The organism is Methylobacterium sp. Leaf125 (genome assembly GCF_001423085.1).
In the GTDB taxonomy this organism is placed as follows: domain Bacteria; phylum Pseudomonadota; class Alphaproteobacteria; order Rhizobiales; family Beijerinckiaceae; genus Methylobacterium.
The window spans coordinates 52,509-71,784 of record NZ_LMNU01000007.1; the positions used below are offsets into that span (position 1 = coordinate 52,509).

Annotated in this window: 18 protein-coding genes and 1 pseudogene; 8 read left to right on the forward strand and 11 right to left on the reverse strand. The window is 72.2% G+C overall.

Annotation, left to right across the window (positions count from 1 at the left end; translation table 11 throughout):
- Nucleotides 1–2,492, reverse strand: a pseudogene (locus ASF58_RS27035) (DNA translocase FtsK); the annotation flags it as partial.
- Nucleotides 2,493–2,772: 280 nt separating this feature from the next.
- On the opposite strand from ASF58_RS27035, the gene ASF58_RS09445 reads away from it, so the two are divergent.
- The 3 genes from ASF58_RS09445 (at nt 2,773) to ASF58_RS09455 (ending at nt 5,706) form a co-directional block, all read left to right on the forward strand.
- Nucleotides 2,773–4,854, forward strand: a complete 2,082-nt coding sequence (locus ASF58_RS09445) for an NAD(+) synthase (RefSeq protein WP_055950839.1) — start codon at nt 2,773–2,775, stop codon at nt 4,852–4,854.
- A gap of 66 nt (nt 4,855–4,920) precedes the next feature.
- Entirely contained in the window at nt 4,921–5,148 is a 228-nt protein-coding gene (locus ASF58_RS09450; RefSeq protein WP_055950842.1) for a hypothetical protein, read from the forward strand.
- A 141-nt stretch (nt 5,149–5,289) separates the two neighbouring features.
- Nucleotides 5,290–5,706 (forward strand): PilZ domain-containing protein, encoded by a 417-nt coding sequence (locus ASF58_RS09455; protein WP_055950844.1) that lies wholly within the window; start codon nt 5,290–5,292, stop codon nt 5,704–5,706.
- A gap of 1 nt (nt 5,707) precedes the next feature.
- Here ASF58_RS09455 and ASF58_RS09460 read toward each other — a convergent pair whose 3' ends face one another.
- Nucleotides 5,708–6,154, reverse strand: coding sequence for an HIT family protein (locus ASF58_RS09460; protein ID WP_055950847.1), 447 nt, complete (start codon nt 6,152–6,154; stop codon nt 5,708–5,710).
- A 305-nt stretch (nt 6,155–6,459) separates the two neighbouring features.
- On the opposite strand from ASF58_RS09460, the gene ASF58_RS09465 reads away from it, so the two are divergent.
- Together ASF58_RS09465 and ASF58_RS09470 are read left to right on the forward strand one after the other, a co-directional pair.
- Entirely contained in the window at nt 6,460–7,230 is a 771-nt protein-coding gene (locus tag ASF58_RS09465; RefSeq protein ID WP_055950849.1) for a glutaredoxin, read from the forward strand.
- A 222-nt stretch (nt 7,231–7,452) separates the two neighbouring features.
- On the forward strand, nt 7,453–8,436 hold the full coding sequence (locus tag ASF58_RS09470) for a cation diffusion facilitator family transporter (protein WP_055950852.1): 984 nt from the start codon (nt 7,453–7,455) through the stop codon (nt 8,434–8,436).
- 9 nt (nt 8,437–8,445) lie between these two features.
- Here ASF58_RS09470 and ASF58_RS09475 read toward each other — a convergent pair whose 3' ends face one another.
- The 5 genes from ASF58_RS09475 to ASF58_RS09495 all read right to left on the reverse strand — a co-directional run bounded on the left by ASF58_RS09475 (nt 8,446) and on the right by ASF58_RS09495 (nt 12,629).
- Nucleotides 8,446–8,700, reverse strand: a complete 255-nt coding sequence (locus ASF58_RS09475; RefSeq protein WP_156375611.1) for a hypothetical protein — start codon at nt 8,698–8,700, stop codon at nt 8,446–8,448.
- A 143-nt stretch (nt 8,701–8,843) separates the two neighbouring features.
- Nucleotides 8,844–9,887 (reverse strand): hypothetical protein, encoded by a 1,044-nt coding sequence (locus tag ASF58_RS09480; protein ID WP_055950856.1) that lies wholly within the window; start codon nt 9,885–9,887, stop codon nt 8,844–8,846.
- A 560-nt stretch (nt 9,888–10,447) separates the two neighbouring features.
- Entirely contained in the window at nt 10,448–10,675 is a 228-nt protein-coding gene (locus tag ASF58_RS09485) for a hypothetical protein (RefSeq protein WP_055950858.1), read from the reverse strand.
- Between the two features lie 351 nt (nt 10,676–11,026).
- Complete coding sequence (locus ASF58_RS09490) at nt 11,027–11,653, reverse strand: sigma-70 family RNA polymerase sigma factor (protein WP_055950860.1); 627 nt, start codon at nt 11,651–11,653, stop codon at nt 11,027–11,029.
- Nucleotides 11,654–12,128: 475 nt separating this feature from the next.
- Nucleotides 12,129–12,629 (reverse strand): glutathione peroxidase, encoded by a 501-nt coding sequence (locus ASF58_RS09495; RefSeq protein WP_055950993.1) that lies wholly within the window; start codon nt 12,627–12,629, stop codon nt 12,129–12,131.
- Between the two features lie 294 nt (nt 12,630–12,923).
- Here ASF58_RS09495 and ASF58_RS09500 point away from each other — a divergent pair, with 294 nt between their 5' ends.
- Together ASF58_RS09500 and ASF58_RS27445 are read left to right on the forward strand one after the other, a co-directional pair.
- Nucleotides 12,924–13,385, forward strand: a complete 462-nt coding sequence (locus tag ASF58_RS09500; RefSeq protein ID WP_055950862.1) for a hypothetical protein — start codon at nt 12,924–12,926, stop codon at nt 13,383–13,385.
- Nucleotides 13,372–13,506, forward strand: coding sequence for a hypothetical protein (locus tag ASF58_RS27445; protein ID WP_280137535.1), 135 nt, complete (start codon nt 13,372–13,374; stop codon nt 13,504–13,506). Before ASF58_RS09500 ends, ASF58_RS27445 begins: the two co-directional genes overlap by 14 nt.
- Before the next feature lie 265 nt (nt 13,507–13,771).
- Here the strand turns inward: ASF58_RS27445 and ASF58_RS09505 are convergent, their stop codons facing one another.
- From ASF58_RS09505 to ASF58_RS09520, 4 genes are all read right to left on the reverse strand, one after another.
- Nucleotides 13,772–14,932: a M20 aminoacylase family protein gene (locus ASF58_RS09505; RefSeq protein ID WP_055950864.1), complete on the reverse strand. Its 1,161-nt coding sequence runs from the start codon at nt 14,930–14,932 to the stop codon at nt 13,772–13,774.
- A 61-nt stretch (nt 14,933–14,993) separates the two neighbouring features.
- Nucleotides 14,994–16,346, reverse strand: a complete 1,353-nt coding sequence (locus ASF58_RS09510; protein WP_244477243.1) for a GNAT family N-acetyltransferase — start codon at nt 16,344–16,346, stop codon at nt 14,994–14,996.
- 82 nt (nt 16,347–16,428) lie between these two features.
- On the reverse strand, nt 16,429–17,184 hold the full coding sequence (locus tag ASF58_RS09515; RefSeq protein WP_055950997.1) for a glycerophosphodiester phosphodiesterase family protein: 756 nt from the start codon (nt 17,182–17,184) through the stop codon (nt 16,429–16,431).
- Between the two features lie 5 nt (nt 17,185–17,189).
- The gene (locus ASF58_RS09520; protein ID WP_055950866.1) at nt 17,190–17,663 is read right to left on the reverse strand and encodes a RidA family protein; all 474 of its coding nucleotides are present in this window, start codon (nt 17,661–17,663) and stop codon (nt 17,190–17,192) included.
- A gap of 315 nt (nt 17,664–17,978) precedes the next feature.
- Between ASF58_RS09520 and ASF58_RS09525 the strand changes: the two genes are divergently transcribed.
- Nucleotides 17,979–19,172 (forward strand): aspartate aminotransferase family protein, encoded by a 1,194-nt coding sequence (locus ASF58_RS09525; protein ID WP_055950868.1) that lies wholly within the window; start codon nt 17,979–17,981, stop codon nt 19,170–19,172.
- Nucleotides 19,173–19,276: the final 104 nt, after the last annotated feature.

Sequence of the window (19,276 nt, forward strand, 5' to 3'; positions counted from 1 at the left end):
GCCACCGACTTGCCCGAGCCCGTGGTGCCCGCCACCAGCAGGTGAGGCATCTTGGCGAGATCGGCGATGATCGGCTCGCCGCCGATGTTCTTGCCGAGACACAGGGCGAGCTTGTGCTTGCTCATCCCGAAATCGGCCGAGGCGAGGAGCTCGCGCAGGTAGACGGTCTCGCGGGTGTCGTTGGGCAGCTCGATGCCGATGACGTTGCGGCCGGGGACGACGGCGACGCGGGCGGAGACCGCCGACATCGAGCGGGCGATGTCGTCCGAGAGCGAGATCACGCGGCTCGACTTGGTGCCGGGCGCCGGCTCCAGCTCGTAGAGGGTGACGACCGGGCCGGGGCGCACCGCCAGGATGTCGCCGCGCACGCCGAAATCCTGGACCGTCTGCTGCAGGTTGAGGGCGTTCTGCTCCAGCACGTCGGCATCGACCTCCTCGGTGCCGGTGGCCGGCGGCTCGGCCAGGAGGTCGAGGGCGGGGTGCTCGTAGTCGGCGTTCTCCACGAAGGACATCGGCACGTGCCGGCCGGCCGGGATGAGCAGCGGCCGCTCGGGCAGGATCGCGCGCGGCATGTGCACGGCCGGAACCTCCGGCGCGGCGACGGCCTCCGCCTCGGGGGCAGGCGCCCCGGCCTCGACCGCGAGGGCTTCCTCAACCGCGAGGGCCTCCTCGACCGCCTCGCTCGACGCCACGGGCGCGGAGACCTCGATCTCGGGCTCGGGGGCGGACAGGCCCTTGGGGTTGCGCAGCAGCACCGGACGCGTCGGGATCGGGGTCGGCACGAAGGCGGGCTCGGCCGCCCGGGGCGCCGCCGGCACAAGGGCCGGCATGCCGGAAGCCGGGACGCCGGAAGCCGGGACAAAGGAAGCCGGGACGCCGGGAGCCGGGACGCCGGGAGCCGGGACGCCGGGAGCCGGGACGAAGGGCGCGACGGGCACGAACTGCATCGCCCCCGGCAGGGCAGGGGAGGGGGCCGGGTGCGGAGCCACGGCCATCGGGGCGGCCACCGGGGCCGGGGCGGCCACCGGGGCCGCGGCCGCCATCGGCGCAGCGGCCTCGGCGCCGACGGGGGCGGCCGGACGGCCGGCGCGGATCGCCGCGCGGGCCGCCATAGCGTGGAGCGGAGCCGGACGGGCCGGCGCGGCCCCCGGAACCGCATTGTCCTGGCCCTCGACCGGGCACGGCGGGCCGAAGGTCTCGAACCGCACGAGGTGTTCCAGGCGGTAGCCGGCCCGAGCCGGGGCCGTCTCGGCGGTCACGGACGCATCGGCCGGGGCAGGGGCCTCGGACGCGATCACCGCCTCGACGACGTCGAAGGCCGAGCGCGTGGGCGTGTTGATCTCGGGGGTGTCGATCGCGGACACCGGCAGCGGCGCGGGCTCGGCCTGGATCGCCGACCAGGCGTCGAGGGCCGCGCCGTCGCGCCCGTCGAACCAGGCATGGACCTCGGACCAGTCCGGCACGTCCGACCAGTCGCGATCGTCGGGGATCACGGCCGCCTCGACGGGCACGATGCTTCCGAAGGCGGTCTCGGCCAAGGTGGTCTCGGCCAAGGTGGTCTCGGCCAGGGTGGTCTCGGCCAGGGTGGTCTCGGCCAAGCCGGTCTCAACCAAGCCGGTCTCGGCGTGAGACGGTTCGGCCGGAGACATCTCGGCCGAGACGGCCTCGACGGGCGCGGGCTCCGGCGCGAGCGCGGCGGGCGCCTCCGCGTTGGGGCGGCCCTGGCGACGGTCGGGGCTGCGGAAGAAGCGCACGCCGGGGGGGGCGACGAAGGGCTGGCGCCACAGGGGCTCGGGCACCTGGGCGGCCAGGGCCTCGGCCTCGGCCTGCGCCGCGAGCGCGGCCTGCGCCCGCGCCTCGGCCTCGAGCCGGAGCGCCTCCTCCTCGGCCTGGAGGCGCAAGGCCTCGGCCTCGGCCTCCGCATGGGCCTGGGCGCGGGCGGCGCGCTCGGCATCCAGCGCCCGCTGGCGGCGCTCGTGCAGCACCGGGTCGGGGGTGCGGGTGTAGCGCACGGCCGGGCCGGCCGGCTCCGCCGCGACGGAGGCCGGGGCCTCGCCCGCCTCGGGCATGATCGCGGAAGGGCGGCGCGGGGTCCGGATCAGGACGCGGGGCGCGGGGGCGTCGGCCTCCATCAGGCCGTCATCGAACCCGGCCGTGAGGGCGGCGCGGCGCGGGATCATGTCGAGGGTCGCGCGGTCGTCGAAGACCTGGGCGGGCCAGGCCTGGATCGCGGGGGCGGGCCGGAAGGCGAGGCCGACCTCGTTGCGGCCGACCAGGGCCTGCGGGCTCGTCATCCAGCTCGGAGCCGGGCGGGTGGCCGCCACCGTGTAGTCCGGCCGCTGCGGCGGGCCGGCGAGGCGGCGGGACAGGGTCGCCCGCAGATTCATCAACCGGTGCGCCAGGGCGCCGATCGACAGGCCGAGGCGGTCGCCGCCGCGAACGGGGCGCGAAGGATCACGATGGGAGTAGGGGAGCCGTCCCGATGCGCGCATGATTGGCCGGATGTACTCAAAACGGGTCCGCCGCCGGGAGCGGCGCGGTTCAGCGCTGAGTTAGGGGCATCGTCGTTAACAGACGCTTGATCCGACCCCGCGACCGTGGCCCGATCGCCTCGACCCAGGCGCTTAAAACCGCGCCCGCCGGCCCCGGAGCCCCCTGGCCCCTGCCCTTCGCTTGCCCTTCGCCAGTCCTTCGCCCGCCCTTAAGCCTTGCGCTGGAGGCGGATGGCCACAGGCGTTAAGGTGCGGCGCGACCAGCCCGGAGCCCCGCCCCTTGCCCAGTCCCTCGGCGACCACCCCCGCCCCGGCCGATCCCGGCTTCCGCTCCCTCTACCGGCACGGCTTCGCCCGGGTCGCCGCCTGCACCACCCGCAGCCACCCGGCCGACCCGGCCCGCAACGCGGAAGGCATCCTCGCCCTCGCCCGCTCGTGCGATCGCGCCGGGGCCGCCGTGGCGGTGTTCCCGGAGCTCTGCGTCTCGGCCTATGCCATCGAGGACCTGTTCCTGCAGGTGACGGTGCTGGAGGCCGTGGAGGCGGCGGTGGCGCGCCTCGTGGCGGATTCGGCCGCGCTCCAGCCCGTCCTCGTCGTCGGCGCGCCCCTGCGCTGGGGCCACCGGCTCTACAACTGCGCCCTGGCCATCCACCGCGGCCGGCTCCTCGGGGTGGTGCCGAAAAGCTTCCTGCCGACCTACCGGGAGTTCTACGAGAAGCGCCACTTCGCCTCCGGCGCCGGGATCGCGGGCGAGACCATCCGGGTCGCCGGCCTGGAGGCGCCTTTCGGCACCGACCTGCTGTTCGCCGCCGCGGACGTGCCGAACCTGGTGCTCGGCCTCGAGGTCTGCGAGGACCTCTGGGTGCCCGCCTCCCCCGGCACCGACGCGGCGCTGGCCGGCGCCACCGTGCTCGCCAACCTGTCGGGCAGCCCGATCACGGTGGGCCGGGCGGAATCCCGGGCGATGCTGTCGCGGGCCGCCTCGATGCGCTGCCTCTGCGCCTACGTCTACGCCGCCGCCGGCACCGGCGAATCCACCACCGACCTGTCCTGGGACGGGCAGACCAGCATCGACGAGAACGGGGAGCGCCTCGCCGAGGGGCCGCGGTTCTCCTCCGAGCCCGTGATGACCCTGGCCGACATCGATCTCGGCCGCCTCGCCCAGGAGCGGCTCCAGATGGGCAGCTTCGACGATTCGGGCCGGGCCGCGCCCCGCGGGCCCACCTATCGCCGGGTGGCCTTCCGGCTCGATCCGCCGGTGGCCGACCTCGGGCTGAAGCGCACGGTCGAGCGCTTCCCCTTCGTGCCCGCCGATCCGGCCCGCCTCGCCCAGGATTGCTACGAGGCCTACAACATCCAGGTGGCGGGCCTCGCCCAGCGCCTGGAGGCGACGGGGACGAAGAAGGTCGTCATCGGCGTCTCGGGCGGACTCGATTCGACCCACGCCCTCATCGTGGTGGCCAAGGCGCTCGACCGCCTCGGCCTGCCCCGGTCGAACATCCTGGCCTACACCCTGCCGGGCTTCGCCACCTCGGAGGGCACCAAGGCCAACGCCCACGCGCTGATGGAGGCGCTCGGCACCACCGCCCGCGAGATCGACATCCGCGAGGCCGCCACCGTGATGCTCAAGGGGATGGACCACCCGTTCGGGCGCGGCGAGCCGGTCTACGACGTCACCTTCGAGAACGTGCAGGCGGGCCTGCGCACGGACTACCTGTTCCGGCTCGCCAACCAGAACGGCGCTCTCGTCATCGGCACGGGCGACCTGTCGGAACTGGCCCTCGGCTGGTGCACCTACGGCGTCGGCGACCAGATGAGCCATTACGGCGTCAATGCCGGCGTGCCCAAGACCCTGATCCAGCACCTGATCCGCTGGGTCATCGCCGCGGGCCAGTTCGCGCCGGATGTCGGCGTCACCCTGCGGGCGATCCTCGCCACCGAGATCTCGCCCGAACTGGTGCCGGTGGAAGCGGGCGCGGCGCCGCAGAGCACCCAAGGGGTGATCGGCCCCTACGCGCTGCAGGATTTCAACCTGTTCTACACCCTGCGCTACGGCTTCCCGCCCTCCAAGATCGCCTTCCTGGCCCTGCATGCCTGGGGCGACGCGGGCGCCGGCTCCTGGCCACCGGACTTCCCCGACTCCGAGCGCGGCGCCTACGACCTGGGAGAGATCCGGCGCTGGCTCGCGGTCTTCCTGAAGCGGTTCTTCGGCTTCAGCCAGTTCAAGCGCTCCGCCCTGCCCAACGGCCCCAAGGTCTCGGCCGGGGGCTCCCTGTCTCCGCGCGGCGACTGGCGCGCGCCCTCCGATGGAAGCGCCGCGCCCTGGCTCGAAGACCTGGCCCGTAACGTTCCGGAGACCTGATCGACACAGTGCTGTCCGATTGCCTGCTTAGGGCGTAGCTTGGGTGGGCGAATCGGAGGTTGACCGATGCAGAATTACAACGTTTTCTGCCTCAGGAGCGTCGAGGGCCTGTGCTGCGCCGTGCCGGAGAGCCGCGCCGTGCCGCCCTTCCTCGGGAACGACCGCTGGGCCTTCGGCGGCAAGCTCGAGGCGGCCGGCGACGCCCCCGCCGATTTCGACGACCGCGCGGCCGAGACCGCCGTACGCTTCAACGGCTTCTACCTGTTCCAGACCATGGACAGCCGCTTCCACTGACCCGATGGGCGAACGCGGCGTCAGGTCCGACGCCGGGCGCGCCGTCGCGCATCGCGGCGATCATTCCTTAAGGGCCCCCGTGCCAGGGTGCCCGCCGTGTGACGCGGAGTCGGAGACCGACCCAGGGTGGAGCAGCACGGCATGTCGGAGCATCGCAGGGAGTCGCGCCTGAGGACCTTCCTCAAGGGCCGGATCATCTTCAACAAGGGTGCCTCGACCATGGACTGCCTGGTCCGGGACCTGTCCGCCTCCGGCGCCCGGCTCGCCCTGACCGAGACCACGACGCTGCCCGAGAGCTTCGACCTCTACATTCCGCAGAAGGACCGGACCTACCGCGCCACCCTGTGCTGGCGCCGGGCGGACGGCATCGGCATCACCTTCGTGGACGAGGCCGCGCCGGCGCCGGTCCCCGTGCCCGTCCCCGCCGCGGCGGCTCCGCCCCCGGCGGACGAGGCCGCCGCGATGCTCGCCCTGGTGCGCCGGATCAGCGAACTCGAGGCCGAGAACGCCGCCCTGCGCCGGCTCCTCGCCAACCCGCCGGTGAGCGGCGCCGCCTGACTCAGCCGGCCGCGAGGGCGGCCCGGATACGGGCGGCGTGCTCCGCCAGGACCGCCCGGTCCGCCATGCCGCCGGTGTGGCGCTGAAGCGGCACGCCCTCGAAGCGCGGCACGATGTGGACGTGCAGGTGGAACACCGTCTGCCCCCCCGCCGGCTCGTTGTACTGGAACACCGTCAGCCCCTCGGCCGCGAAGGCCGCCTTCACCGCCCGGGCGACGCGCTGCACCGTCCTGGCCAGGGCCGCGAGAGAATCCGGGTCGGCGTCGAGGAGGCCGCGGGCCGGAGCCTTGGGGATCACCAGGGTGTGGCCGTCCCCCTGGGGCATCACGTCCATGAAGGCGAGGGTGTCGGCATCCTCGTAGACCCGCTCGGCGGGGATCTCCCCGCGCAGGATCTTGGCGAAGATGTTGTCGGGATCGTAGGCGGGCGTTGGGCGCGTCTCGGTCAAGGCAGCCGGCTCCGGGTCTGGGGCGTGCGTTTCGGCGCGCACGATGCACAGGCCGACGCGCCGCGTCCACCGTCCCGGGCGCCTCCGGGCCGGCCCCTCGCCGCCGCGTAGCGCCGCGACGGGACCGCGCCGGCCCGCCCTTGACCTTCCCACGATGGGAAGCCCCATCTGAGGCAAACGCCGCGCCGCTCACCCCGGCGCACCCCGGCATGGACCGGCCGCGCACCGCTTCGGACGCGCCGTCCACGCCCCGGACCGCATCCCGTGGCGGCAGGCCTCGCCACCGGATCCGCACGGAGTTTCCGATGTCCAACCCCACCCAGACGACGCACCCGACCGGCACCCGAACCGCCATCCTGTTCCGCATGGTGATGCCGGAGCACACCTGTCCCTACGGCCTGAAGGCCAAGGACCTCCTGGAGCGCCGGGGCTTCACGGTCGAGGACCATTGGCTGACGACCCGGGCGGAGACCGACCGCTTCAAGGACGAGCAGGGGGTCAAGAGCACGCCGCAGACCTTCATCGACGGCCGGCGGGTCGGCGGGTTCGACGACCTGCAGCGGCATTTCGGACAGACCGTCCCCGACCCGGACGCGACCCGCTACACGCCGGTCGTGGCGGTGTTCGCGATGACGGCGCTGATGGGGCTGGCGGCGAGCTACGCCGTGTTCGGCACGCCCTTCACGGCCCGGGCGGTGGAGTGGTTCATCGCCTTCAGCATGTGCGTGCTCGCGATCCTGAAGCTGCAGGACGTGGAGACGTTCTCGTCGATGTTCCTGGGCTACGATCTCCTGGCCCGGCGCTGGGTGCGCTACGCCTACGCCTATCCCTTCCTCGAAGGCCTGGCGGGCATCCTGATGGTCGCCGGAGCCTGGAACGGGATCTCGATCCCGGTGGCCCTCTTCATCGGCAGCATCGGCGCCGTCTCCGTGTTCAAGGCGGTGTATCTCGACCGGCGCGAGATCAAGTGCGCCTGCGTCGGCGGGTCGGGCAAGGTGCCCCTCGGCTTCGTCTCGCTCACCGAGAACCTGATGATGGTGGGTATGGCCCTCTGGATGCTCACGCGAGCGATGTGACCCGCGGGCCGAACGAAGGGGTTCCGGGGACCGGCGGGCGCCAGCACGAACGCGGCGCCCCGATCATCCGGACGGGGCGAGCGGAGGGGCGAACCTTCCGGGCGCCCCGTGCGTTGCCTGCGCTTTGCCCCCCACCGGCGACGCTTGGCCGGACGCGCGGCCCGCAGCGGCGCCCGTCGGGACCGCGCCGTCCGCCCCAGAAGCCCGAGAGATCCGTCCCGCATGGCCCACGAGAGCACCAGCGCCATCTATACCGCGGCCGGGGCCAACCTCGCCATCGCGGCGGCCAAGTTCGTCGGCGCCTTCCTCACCGGCAGCTCGGCGATGCTGGCCGAGGGCGTCCACTCGGTGGTCGACACCACCAACCAGATCCTGCTCCTCATCGGCATGAAGCGGTCCCGGCGTCCGGCCACGGCGAAGCACCCGTTCGGCTACGGCCGCGAGGTGTACTTCTACGCCTTCATCGTCGCGCTGTTCATCTTCCTGGGCGGCGGCGCCTTCGCGGTCTACGAGGGCATCCACAAGCTCCAGCATCCCGAGCCCTCGGCGGACGCCGTGGTCTGGGGCTACCCCGTCTCGGGCTTCTGGGTGAACGTGGCGATCCTGGGCTTCTCGGTGATGGCCGAGGGTTATTCCTGCTTCGTGGCCATGAAGGCGTTCTGGGCGGAGAAGGGCCAGCGGCCGCCGCTCGCCGCCATCCGCCGGAGCAAGGACCCGGCCCTGTTCACCGTGCTGGCCGAGGACGTGGCCGCCCTGATGGGCCTCGTGGTGGCGCTGGCCGGCGTGATCCTGGCCCGGCTCCTCGACATGCCCGCCCTCGACGGCTGGTCCTCCATCGGCATCGGCGTGATCCTGATCGGGATGGCGGCCTTCCTGATGATCGAGACCCACGGCCTCCTGATCGGCGAGGCCGCCGATCCGGAGCTCGTGGCGGCGATTCGCGCCGTGGTGCGCGACGAGGCGGGCGTCCACCACGTCAACACCGTGCTGACCCAGCATCTCGGCCCGTCCGACGTCCTGGTGAACATCAGCCTCGACATGGACGACGACCTCAGCGCCGGTGAGATCGAGGCCATGGTCGCCCGGGTCGAGACCCGGCTGAAGGCGCACAGCCCCGACGTGACGCGGGTGTTCATCGAGGTCCAGGCCCGGGCGACGACGGCTCCGGACGCCCTCGGCGCCGCCCCGGCCTCGGCCAACGCCTGACGCGGACCGTCAGCCGCCGTCCGGACGGGTCTCCGCGCTCAGCCAACGGATCAGCGTGGCGAGGGTCTCGATCGAGAAGGGCCTGGTCACCACCGCCATGCCGGGGGCGAGCAGGCCGTGGTTGCGGACGGCGTCCTCGGCATCGCCGGTGATGAACCGCACCGTCAGGCCCGGGCGCAGCGCGGCTTGCAGCACCGGGAGGCCGGACGCCCTGTCGCCGGCCTCGACGGGGGTGCAGCCGAGGTCCTCGAGGAGGTCGTGCACCCGCATCCGCACGTGAGGCTGGCGTACCGGTCGGGGTCGTAGACCGTCGCGCTGGCGCAAACCCGCATGGCCTCCGATCGCGGGCTGTATACGGCCCAATCGTCCGACAGCACCGGCCCGAACGTCGGCGCCCGGCCCGTCGATCAGCCCCAGCTCTTTCCGACGGCATGCCGGACGGCATCGGAGATCACCGTGTCGAACGCGACCATGTCCCGCGCGGCATCGACCGATCGCAGCAGGGTCGCGAGCGACAGGACGTCCTCCGAAGGCTTCGGATGCGACATCTCGATGGGGGCAACCCCCAGGCGGTCGAGGAGCGCGGTATAATACTCGTTGGTATAGTCGCTGTGCCCCACGACCTTGATCCGCGAGATGATCTCCATGGCGACGATGGAGTTGCCGGGCCCGAACGGGTCACTGGGCGAGCGTGTTCCGAACTGCCGGCAGAGCGGGTTGTAGAGGAAGCGGTAGCACGGCTCGGGCAGCATCCGCAGGAAGCGCTTGATGTTCCGGCTGTTCGACAGATCGTACTCCGCCGCGAAGCGGACGGATTCCAGGAGCGCGCCCAGGCGCCAGTTTTGCGCGGGATCGTCCGCGACCGCCTTCTTCGCTTGAAGCCACCGCATGCGGGCGGCCATCTCCACGAAGGGGTCCTGCACCAGGACGCCGCTGACGCAGTTGTCGTCCTGGAAGAACACCTCGTAACGCGGAAAGATCACGGCCCCCGTGATGAGCGACGACGTCAGCCAGGGGCCCTGCATGATGCTCTGCACGACCTCTTCCGAGAGCCGGTCGACGTTGAAGTAGCTGTACTGGAAGAGGTCGAACAGGTTCTGCTCGACGAAGGTGTTCTTCTGCACGGTCGTGGTGATGTTGATCAGCTTCGCGGGCAGGAAAACCTTCTCGCGAAGGGACCGGAAGATCAGAATGTTCGTGTCGGCATCGAAGATTTCGATCCGATTCGCGGAGAAGAGCTCCGGCAACTCATTCTCGGTGATCATGTAGACGCATTGACCGGTCGAGTGCCAGCCATGCGCGCGAATGTTATCGTCCGTGATCCAGGCCGACAGCTCCAAGGTCCGGCGCCCGTCGACGGAGATGAAGACTTTGCTGATCGCGCGCGGATTGTCGGGCGCCAGCCAGAAGTGTATCCCTCCGCTCACTTCCTTGTTGACGAAAAATCTCATCGTTGGGTCCTAAGGAACACCTGCGCGGATCGCCCGACCGGCAGGCCTGACACAAGCCTGGATTGAGGAAGACACGGCGACGTCGAAACGCCGCGCAGCGGACCGTCGCGCCGCACCGGATGCGCCGCACCGGATTCCTGGGCTCGCCCGTCCGATCGATCAAGGGGCCCGGGTCCCGCGGCAAAAACAGACATCCCGCTCGGAAGATCCGCACCTCGACTTGCCCATGCCGACAGCGGGGCTTGGATCACGGTCGGGCCCGAACCCTGACCCCACCCGGGCGCGCCCGGGTGCGGGGCCTGGGACCGGAAGGCGGATCAGGAAACCCTGCCGTCGTTTCGCATCCCCCCGGCCCCATGAACGGACCCGCCGCCGGACGCCCCCCGACCCACCTCGGCATCGAGGGCCGCGTTCTCGCACACCCTGGATTCTCTCGTCCAGCGCCTTCGGGTCTCAGGGAAAAATCCGGGCGGCCGAGCGCGCCCTTCGGGCGGGGTTCGCACGCGCACGGCCCCGTAGAGCTTGCGGCTCCGCAGGGGAGGGCGCGGCGGACGCCCCGCTCAGGCGAGTTCGAGCTCGAGGGCGACGTCGGTCAGGTAGTAGGCGATGCGGCGGCGCGCCTCCGGATCGGCGCAGGCGACGCTGAAGCCGACGGTGAGGGTCTGGCCCGCGTAGCGACGCAGGACCGATTCCGCCATCAGGGCGGCCTCCCGCTCGGCCATCGCGGTCAGGACGCGGCGCCCGTCGCGGGTCTCCAGGGTCACGCGGTAGGTCTGGGCGTTCATCATGGATCAGTCCCTGCGCGTGGGAACGGTGACATCGACCGGATCCGCGCACGGTCCTAGCAACGGCGGAGCCGGCAAGACCGATCCCCATTGATCGATCCACGGCGCGGCAAACGGTGATGCAAGGTTCGAACCTGCGGCCCCGCCCCCGGTTCACGACATCTCGATCCCGTGAAGACGGGGCGGCGCCACGGCCGAGACGGACGGGCCGGGCAACACGCCGCCTCGGGGGCCGCGCTGATGCCCGACGCTCCGGCCCCCGCCAGCATCGCCCCCGCCCGGGTCCAGCCCGAGGGAGGGGCGGGCCTCGCGTAAGGGGCGGCTTCGCGCCGGTGGCGCCCCGGGGATGACGGCTCAGGCGGCTGTCGCCCCGCGCGCCTCCATCCCGAGGGAGCCGACCAGGAAGGCCCGGGCCCGGCTGACGCGGCTCTTCATGGTGCCGACCTGACAGCCGATCAGCGCGGCGGCGGCCTCGTAGGTCATCCCCTGGGCCGCCACGAGCACCAGCGCCTCCCGCTGGGCGGGCGGCAGCTTGCCGAGATGCTGCCAGACCCGGCGCAGGTCGCTGCTCGCCTCCTGTGCGGCCGGCGCCACCACCTTCGCGGCGAAGGCACCATCCGCATCCTCGACCTCGCGCTTCCGCTTGCGGCACTCGGTGTAGAACTGGTTGCGCAGGATGGTGCAGAGCCAGGCCTTGAGGTTGCTGCCGGGCTCGAAGCGGTGTCGGTTCGCCCAGGCCTTCAGCAGCGTCTCCTGCACGAGGTCGTCGGCCGCGTTCGGCGTGACGGCGAGCGACAGGGCGAAGGCGCGCAGGCCGGGCAGGGCGTCGAGCAGTCCGGCGCGGAAGTCCGCGGCGGCGGGCGGATGGACCTCCAGCCGGGCGATCAGGTCGAGCAAGGCCGTCGGCGGCGCCTCGGCCAGGACCGTGGCGTAGAAGGCCTTCAGCTCGGATCCGAGATGCAGCCGCACCCCCTCGGGCATGGCCCGGACTGGACCTGCAGCGTCTGCCTCCCCGTTCGCCGCTGCCGATCGCCCCGTGCCTGCAGTCATGCCGTATCCCCACCTCCCCGGATCGCACCGCAAGCCGGGACGATCCGGCAACTCGGTCGGGAGTTTCTGGCATACCAAGGCTGAACGTCGGCTAACGAACTCTTCACCCGATCGTCACCTGCCCGGGCCGGACGGGGCGGAATCGGGGCCGGGACGGCCGACTGATCCCGCCGGTCGGCCGGCTGTTCGCGCTCCGATGCCTGTCGGGTCAAGCGGTTCCGAGGCCTGTCGGATTGGGCCAGGACTTTCCTAACCTTGGCCACGGATCGCGCCCACCGGGCTGGGGATGGCGCCCGCGGGTCCGGCGCATTCCGGCCGGCGGGACGGCGCGGGGCCCGACGCGGCCGGTCCGAACGCCCCGCCGCCGAGCCTCCGCTGCCGAGTCTCCGCCGCGGCGGCTGGCCCTTCAGGAGGCGGGCGCCGGCTCCGCCAGGGCGGCCGCGACGGCGGCCTCCAGGGCCTCCGGCTTGGTGGAGGGCGCGTAGCGGGCGATCACCCGGCCATCGCGCCCGACGAGGAACTTGGTGAAGTTCCACTTGATGGCGCGGCTGCCGAGGAGGCCGGGCTTCGCCTGCGTCAGGTGCGCGAAGACCGGGTCGGCCGCGGGGCCGTTCACCGCGACCTTGGCGAGGACCGGGAAGCTGACATCGTAGGTCAGGCTGCAGAACCGGGCGATCTCGGCCGCATCCCCCGGCTCCTGGGCGCCGAACTGGTTGCAGGGAAAGCCCAGCACCACGAGCCCGTCCGTCCGGTGCTTCTGCGCCAAGGCCTCCAGCCCGGCATATTGCGGCGTGAACCCGCATTTCGAGGCGGTGTTGACGATCAGGAGCACCTGCCCCCGGTGCTGGGCCAGGGGGTAGGGCGCCCCGTCGGCCGCCCTCGGAATCAGGTCGTGCAGGCTGTTCATGGACATCGACCGTGCGGCGTGCGGAAGGGGCCCTCTCCTAAGACCCCGCCGCCCCGGTTCGCAAGCGCCGCCGGGATGTCGCGGATCGTCCGGGCCGCAGGCATTCCCGCTGCACCCGCGTGTACCGATGCGACGATCCACGCCCTCGAGGACGCCCGGACTCCTCGCCCGCACGCGCTCAGTCGCCGTTCAGGCCTCAACACCACACCTTTCGATTGCAGAGCGATCGGAATCACCCGCACGACGAAAGCGGCGACGACAGCGGCACGGGCCCCGGCGACGCCGGCACCGCGCATGCCTGCGGGCGCGGCGGCACGGCCCTCGTCCGCCGAGGCGGAGCGCGGCGCATCGACGACGGGTGGGCGTCCGGAAACCGCCGCCTCCAGGGCGGCGGGCGCGGCGGCGGTGGTCGATCTGAGCGCGGCCGCGCAGCGGCAGATCGCCCAGAGGGGCACGGGGGCCGCCGGTCGTGTCCGGTCCCTCGATGAAATCGTCCAGGCGCGCACGAAGGCCCTGGCCGGTACGCTGACGGAGCGCCTGGCCCGTCTCGGGGTACCGCAGGACGAGCCCATCGTGCTGCGCCTCGACGATCTCGGCCAGGTCAAAACCGACAGCCCCTACCGGAAGGGCATCGAGGCCTTCGCGGCCGAGACGAAGGCGGCCCGGGACGACGCGGCGCGCTCTGCGGCCTTCCGGGCGCTACACAACCCGGCTGATGACGTCGCAGGCGTTGGCGGGGACGATGACGCTGAGTGACGGCGACCTGCACGCGGCGAGCGTGGCGTTCATGGACGCCGCCGTGGGCGACGTGGCTCCGGCCCGGGCCAGCCGGCGGGCCGAACAGGTCGCCGCGAAGCGGGTGGCGCTGACGGCCTGAGCCATCGGCCGGCCGGGGAAACCCGGACCCCCTTCGGGGTCAGCGAGCCGGAGCCGGTCCGGCGCCGGCCCGCGGATCCGCATCGGCGCGCGATTCACCCTCCTGGAGGCGATGCGGGCCCTCATCGGGCTCGTCGCGCGCAGTCCGTGCGGGGATCCGCCCAGTCCTGCCGGCGGATCCTGCCGGCGGACATGGTCACCATCCGGCCCGACCACGCCCCGCGATTCCGGCTGGAACCGCCGGTGTGATCCCGGCGGTCCGCTCCTCAGGCTGCGGAACGCCGCTCCACGAGGCGGGCGAGGAAGGCCGAGCCGAGGGGAATGATGCTGTCGTCGAAGTCGAAGCTCGCATTGTGCAGGCCGGGGCCGGGCGTCGAGCCGATCCACGCATAGGCGCCGGGCACCCGCGCGACCATGTCGGCGAAATCCTCGCTGCCCATGCGCGGCTTCGACTGGTCGTCGACGCCCTCGGGGCCGAACAGCTCGCGGGCGATGTCGGCGGCGGCGGCGGCGTGCTGGGGGCTGTTCATCAGCACCGAGAACACGTCGCGGATGTCGACGTCGATGGTGGCGCCGTAGGCCGTCGCGATACCCGCGGCGATCTCCCGGATGCGGGTGGTGACGAGGGTGCGCAGGTCCGCGTCGAAGGTCCGCACCGTGCCGGTGATGTGCGCGCCCTCCGGGATGACGTTGTAGGCGGCACCCGCGTGGAACTGCGTCACCGACAGGACCGCGCTCTTGAGCGGGTCGGCGTTGCGCGAGACGATCGACTGCAGCGCCTGGACCAGGGTGGAGCCCACCACGATGGGGTCGATGCCCTGCTGCGGCTGGGCCGCGTGGGCGCCGCGCCCGGTGATGCGGATGTCGAAGAAGTCCGCCGCCGCCATGGCCGGGCCGGGGCGCAGCTTGATCTTGCCGTGCGGGCCGTTGGGCTGGTTGTGGATGGCGTAGATCTCGTCGCAGGGGAATTTTTCGAACAGGCCGTCGGCGATCATCGCGCGGGCGCCGCCCTGGCCCTCCTCGGCCGGCTGGAACACGAACAGGGCGGTGCCGTCGAAGTCCCGGGTCTCGGCGAGGTAGCGCGCGGCGCCGAGCAGCATCGTGGTGTGGCCGTCATGGCCGCAGGCGTGCATCTTGCCCGGCACCGTCGAGCGGTAGGGCAGGTTGGTCTCCTCCTCGATCGGCAGGGCGTCCATGTCTGCGCGCAGGCCGATGCGCCGGCCGGAGCCGGTGCGGCCCTCGAGCACGCCCACCACCCCGGTGCCGCCGATGCCGCGATGGACGGCGATGCCGTAGCGGGCCAGCTCCGCGGCGACGATGCCGGAGGTGCGGACCTCCTCGAAGCCGAGTTCGGGATGGGCGTGGAAGTCGCGGCGGATCGCCACGAGATCGTCGGCGAAGGTCTTGATGCGGTCGATGGGGCTCACGGATCGTCCTTGGGCTCTCGCGCCTCTCGGGGGCGGGCTGGGCTGGGTCGGAGGGGCGTCCTCAACCGGAAGGATTCGCCTCCGGCGCGGCCCCAGGCAAGTCGGATGCCGTTTCGTCGGACGCTTCGGGCCAAGATCCAGGCACGATTTCCCGCCGGAAGGGGGTCATCGTGTCCAGAACTTCGGCGGCCTCGAGCACGTGTTCGCGCTCGCGCGTCAGGTAATCGGCCACCGCCCGGCGCAGGGCCGGGTCGGCGATGTCATGGGCCGAGTGCATGAGGACTGGGCGGTAGCCGCGGGCGAGCTTGTGCTCCCCTTGCGCGCCCGCCTCGACGCGCTTCAATCCGTGGGCGATGGCGAAGTCGATGGCCTGATAGTAGCAGACCTCGAAATGCAGGAACGGGTGGTCCTCGATGCAGCCCCAGTTGCGGCCGTAGAGGGCGACGTCGCCGATGAGGTTGATGGCGCCGGCCACGTAGCGGCCCTCGCGCTTGGCCATCACCAGCAGCACCCGCTCGGGCATGCGCTCGCCCAGGAGCCCGAAGAACGCCCGGTTCAGGTAGGGCCGGCCCCACTTGCGCGCGCCGGTATCGGCGTAGAATTCGTAGAAGGCGTCCCAGTGGGCGGGGGTCAGGTCGGCACCGGTGACGTGCTCGATGGTCAGGCCGGTCGCCAAGGCGTCGCGACGCTCGCGCCGGATCGCCTTGCGCTTGCGGGAGGCCAGCGCCCCGAGGAAATCCTCGAAGGTGGCGTAGCCGGCATTGTCCCAGTGGAACTGCTGGTCGACGCGTTGGAGGAAGCCCAACGCCCCGGCCTGGGCCCACTCGCGCTCCTGCATGAAGGTGACGTGGATCGAGGAGGCCTTGGTCTCGGCGCGCAGGGCGCGCAGGCCGGCGACGATCGCGGACGCCGCCTCGTTCACGTCCTGCCCCGGCGCGATGAGGAAGCGCGGGCCGGTGACGGGGGTGAAGGGCACGCTGACCTGGAGCTTCGGGTAGTAGCTCCCGCCCGCCCGCTCGTAGGCGTCGGCCCAGCCGTGGTCGAAGACGTACTCGCCCTGGCTGTGGGACTTCAGGTAGCAGGGCGCCACGCCCACCAGCCGTCCCTCGCGCTCCACCGCCACGTGCAGGGGCAGCCAGCCGGTCTTGCGCGAGACGCACCCCGAATCCTCCAAGGACGACAGGAAAGCGTGCGAGGTGAAGGGGTTATGGGTCTCGTCGCCCCCCGCCAGGGTCTCGGCCGAGGTGGCGCAGGCATCCCACTCGGCCGCCGCGATCCCGGTCAGCCCCGGCACCGCCCGCACCTGCAGTTCCGTCACGGTCTCGGCCGGAGCGTCGGCTCCGTCGCCGGCCTCGGATGCGTCGCCGGACCCGGATTCATGGCCGGACCGATCTGTCTCGCCGGGTTTCATCATCGCCGGGCAATCTAGTCCCCGGGGGCGGGTGGGCCAAGGGCGGCCCGGCGCCCCGCACCGTCGCAGGGGGTCGACCGGGGCCCTAGGGATGGAACCCCTCGAACACCATCTGGTCGGCATGGGCCTCGGCATGGCGGCGCTGGTCCGGGTTGCGCACGGTCCAGGTCATCACCGGGCGCTGGCCCAGGAGCCGGCACAGGACGGTGGGCGCGCAGGGCAGGTCGTCCACCCGCCAGGACAGGAAGTCCGGCCGGGTCTCGTCGAAGTGCAGCAGGTCGGAGAGGGCGCGCCGCAGGCTCGGGGGCAGCGTCGCGTAGGCGGGGTCGTCCTGGCGCGTCTCGGCGACGATGCCGCGCGGGAGCCCGGGCGCCAGCGTCCGCAGGGCGGTGACGATGTGCGGATCGAAGGATTTCAGCGCCACCGGGCCGTCATAGGCGACCGCGAGGGCGGCCACGCGCTCGGCGAGCCGCAGGTCGCCGCTGTAGCGCGACTTCACCTCGATCACGAGGGGCGTGCGCCCGCCGATCCGGGCGAGGAAGTCCGGCAGGGTCGGGATGCGCTCGGCACTCCCCGCCACCGCCAGGGCGGCGAGGGCGGCGGCGGGCCGCGTGCCGACCGCCTCCCCGGCCGCGGTCAGGCGGCCCAGGGTCTCGTCGTGGAACACCATCGCCTCGCCGTCGGCGCTGAGCTGCACGTCGCACTCGATGGCGTAGCCGTCCCGGATGGCCGCCTCGGCGGCGGCCCCCGTGTTCTCCGGTACGCCGGCGGCGCGGTCGTGCAGGCCGCGATGGGCGATGGGCCGGGCGACGAGCCAGTCGGGGGTGTTGGGACCCGTCACCGGGCTCACTTGACCTCGAACATCGCCTCGACCTCGACGGCCGCGTCGAGGGGCAGCTCGGCGACGCCGACGGTGGAGCGGGCGTGGCGGCCGCGGTCGCCCAGGATCTCCACCATGAGGTCGGAGGCGCCGTTCATGATGCCGGCGAGTCCCGCGAAGGTCGGGACCGCGTTGATGAAGCCGCCGAGGCGGATGCACTGCACGACACCGCGATCGAGATCGCCCACCGCCGCCTGAAGCTGGGCCAGCACGTTGAGGGCGCAGAGCCGGGCCGCGGCGACGCCGTCCTCGGCCGAGACCTCGGCCCCGAGCTTGCCCTTGTGTGCGTCGGCGATTCGGCCGTCGGCCCCGAAGCAGATCTGCCCGGAGATCACCACCAGGTTGCCGCTGCGCACGAACGGCACGTAGTTCGCGACGGGGGCCGCGGCCTTGGGCAGGGTCAGGCCGAGGGCCTCCAGGCGTTCCGTGACGGTGCTCATGCTGCGTCGTTCCTCTGCTGGGCGGCCGCGGGTCGTCCGGCCGGCGTGCCGCGGCTCTGAGCACTTCCGGGCGCGGGGTGCAAGGCATGGTGCAGGGCAAGGCATGGTACGAGGCATGGCTGAAGGCAGGCCGCGCAGCGCACGCGCGCAACAGCCTAATTGGCAGGCATGTCAGGACTGTGAACCCGGTCTGTCGTTGACAGAATTGGGCAATTCTCTAGTAATCGCGCGCGTGCCGCCCCATCCGAGGCGGCACTTTCATTTGGTGCGGTCGCGTTCCTCGCGTGCCCGCGAGACACACGGGAAGACGGGATCGTGACATCCGCCCTTCTGCCGACCTATGCCCGGGCTCCCATCGCCTTCGAACGCGGCGAGGGCGCATGGCTCGAGGCGCGCAGCGGCGAGCGATACCTCGACTTCGGCGCCGGTATCGCGGTGAACGCCCTGGGCCACGCCCATCCGCACCTCGTCCAGGCCCTGACCGCGCAGGCGCAGAAGCTCTGGCACACCTCGAACCTGTTCGAGATCCCGGAGGGTGAGCGGCTGGGCCGGCGCCTCGTGGACGCGACCTTCGCGGACGTGGCCTTCTTCGCCAATTCAGGCGCCGAGGCCAACGAGGCCGCCATCAAGATGGCGCGCAAGTACCACGCCGCCGACGGCCATCCGGAGCGCTTCCGGATCATCACCGTCGAGGGCGCCTTCCACGGCCGGACGCTCGCCACCATCGCGGCCGGCGGCCAGCAGAAGTACATCGAGGGCTTCGGCCCGAAGGTCGACGGCTTCGACCAGGTGCCCTTCGGCGACCACGAGGCCCTGCGGGCCGCCATCGGCCCGGAGACGGCCGCGATCCTGATCGAGCCGATCCAGGGGGAGGGCGGCGTGCGCCCGGTGCCGCCGCAATGCCTGCGCGGCCTGCGCGAACTCTGCGACGCGCACGGCATCCTGCTGATCATGGACGAGGTCCAGACCGGGGTCGGGCGCACGGGCAAGCTGTTCGCGCACGAGTGGTCGGGGGCGGCCCCCGACATCATGAGCGCGGCCAAGGGCATCGGCGGCGGCTTCCCCCTCGGCGTCTGCCTCGCCACGGCGGACGCCGCGCGCGGCATGACGGCGGGCAGCCACGGCACCACCTTTGGCGGCAACCCCCTGGCCATGGCGGTGGGCAACGCCGTCCTCGACGTGGTGCTGGCCGACGGCTTTCTCGACCACGTCCAGCGCATGGGCCTGATCCTGAAGCAGCGCCTCGCCGCCCTGCAGGACCGGCATCCGGCCGTCATCGCGGACATCCGCGGCGAAGGCCTGATGCTCGGCCTCAAGCTCCACGTGCTGAACACCGAGTTCGCCGCCGCCGCCCGCGACGCGCACCTGCTGGTGATCCCGGCGGGGGACAACGTGGTGCGCCTGCTGCCGCCGCTGATCATCACCGAAGCCGACGTGGCGGAGGCGGTCACCCGCCTCGACACGGCGGCCGGCCGGCTCGGAACGCGCCTGCGCGGCGCCGCCGAGTAGCCGCGAGGAGTCGGACACGTCACCGGACGGCCGCACGACCCGGCCGCGCGGCCGGACCCGCCCCGACCGAAACTGCCCCGACCGAAACTGCCCTGACCGGATTT

Bases quoted from the DNA above. Each gene is read 5' to 3' on its own strand.
- ASF58_RS09450 (WP_055950842.1), top strand. From the start codon at position 4,921: ATGCAGAATTACAACGTTTTCTGCCTCAGGAGCGTCGAGGGCCTGTGC.
- ASF58_RS09455 (WP_055950844.1), top strand. From the start codon at position 5,290: ATGTCGGAGCATCGCAGGGAGTCGCGCCTGAGGACCTTCCTCAAGGGC.
- ASF58_RS09465 (WP_055950849.1), top strand. From the start codon at position 6,460: ATGTCCAACCCCACCCAGACGACGCACCCGACCGGCACCCGAACCGCC.
- ASF58_RS09470 (WP_055950852.1), top strand. From the start codon at position 7,453: ATGGCCCACGAGAGCACCAGCGCCATCTATACCGCGGCCGGGGCCAAC.
- ASF58_RS09480 (WP_055950856.1), bottom strand. From the start codon at position 9,887: ATGAGATTTTTCGTCAACAAGGAAGTGAGCGGAGGGATACACTTCTGG.
- ASF58_RS09485 (WP_055950858.1), bottom strand. From the start codon at position 10,675: ATGATGAACGCCCAGACCTACCGCGTGACCCTGGAGACCCGCGACGGG.
- ASF58_RS09490 (WP_055950860.1), bottom strand. From the start codon at position 11,653: ATGCCCGAGGGGGTGCGGCTGCATCTCGGATCCGAGCTGAAGGCCTTC.
- ASF58_RS09495 (WP_055950993.1), bottom strand. From the start codon at position 12,629: ATGAACAGCCTGCACGACCTGATTCCGAGGGCGGCCGACGGGGCGCCC.
- ASF58_RS09500 (WP_055950862.1), top strand. From the start codon at position 12,924: ATGCCTGCGGGCGCGGCGGCACGGCCCTCGTCCGCCGAGGCGGAGCGC.
- ASF58_RS27445 (WP_280137535.1), top strand. From the start codon at position 13,372: ATGACGCTGAGTGACGGCGACCTGCACGCGGCGAGCGTGGCGTTCATG.
- ASF58_RS09510 (WP_244477243.1), bottom strand. From the start codon at position 16,346: ATGATGAAACCCGGCGAGACAGATCGGTCCGGCCATGAATCCGGGTCC.
- ASF58_RS09520 (WP_055950866.1), bottom strand. From the start codon at position 17,663: ATGAGCACCGTCACGGAACGCCTGGAGGCCCTCGGCCTGACCCTGCCC.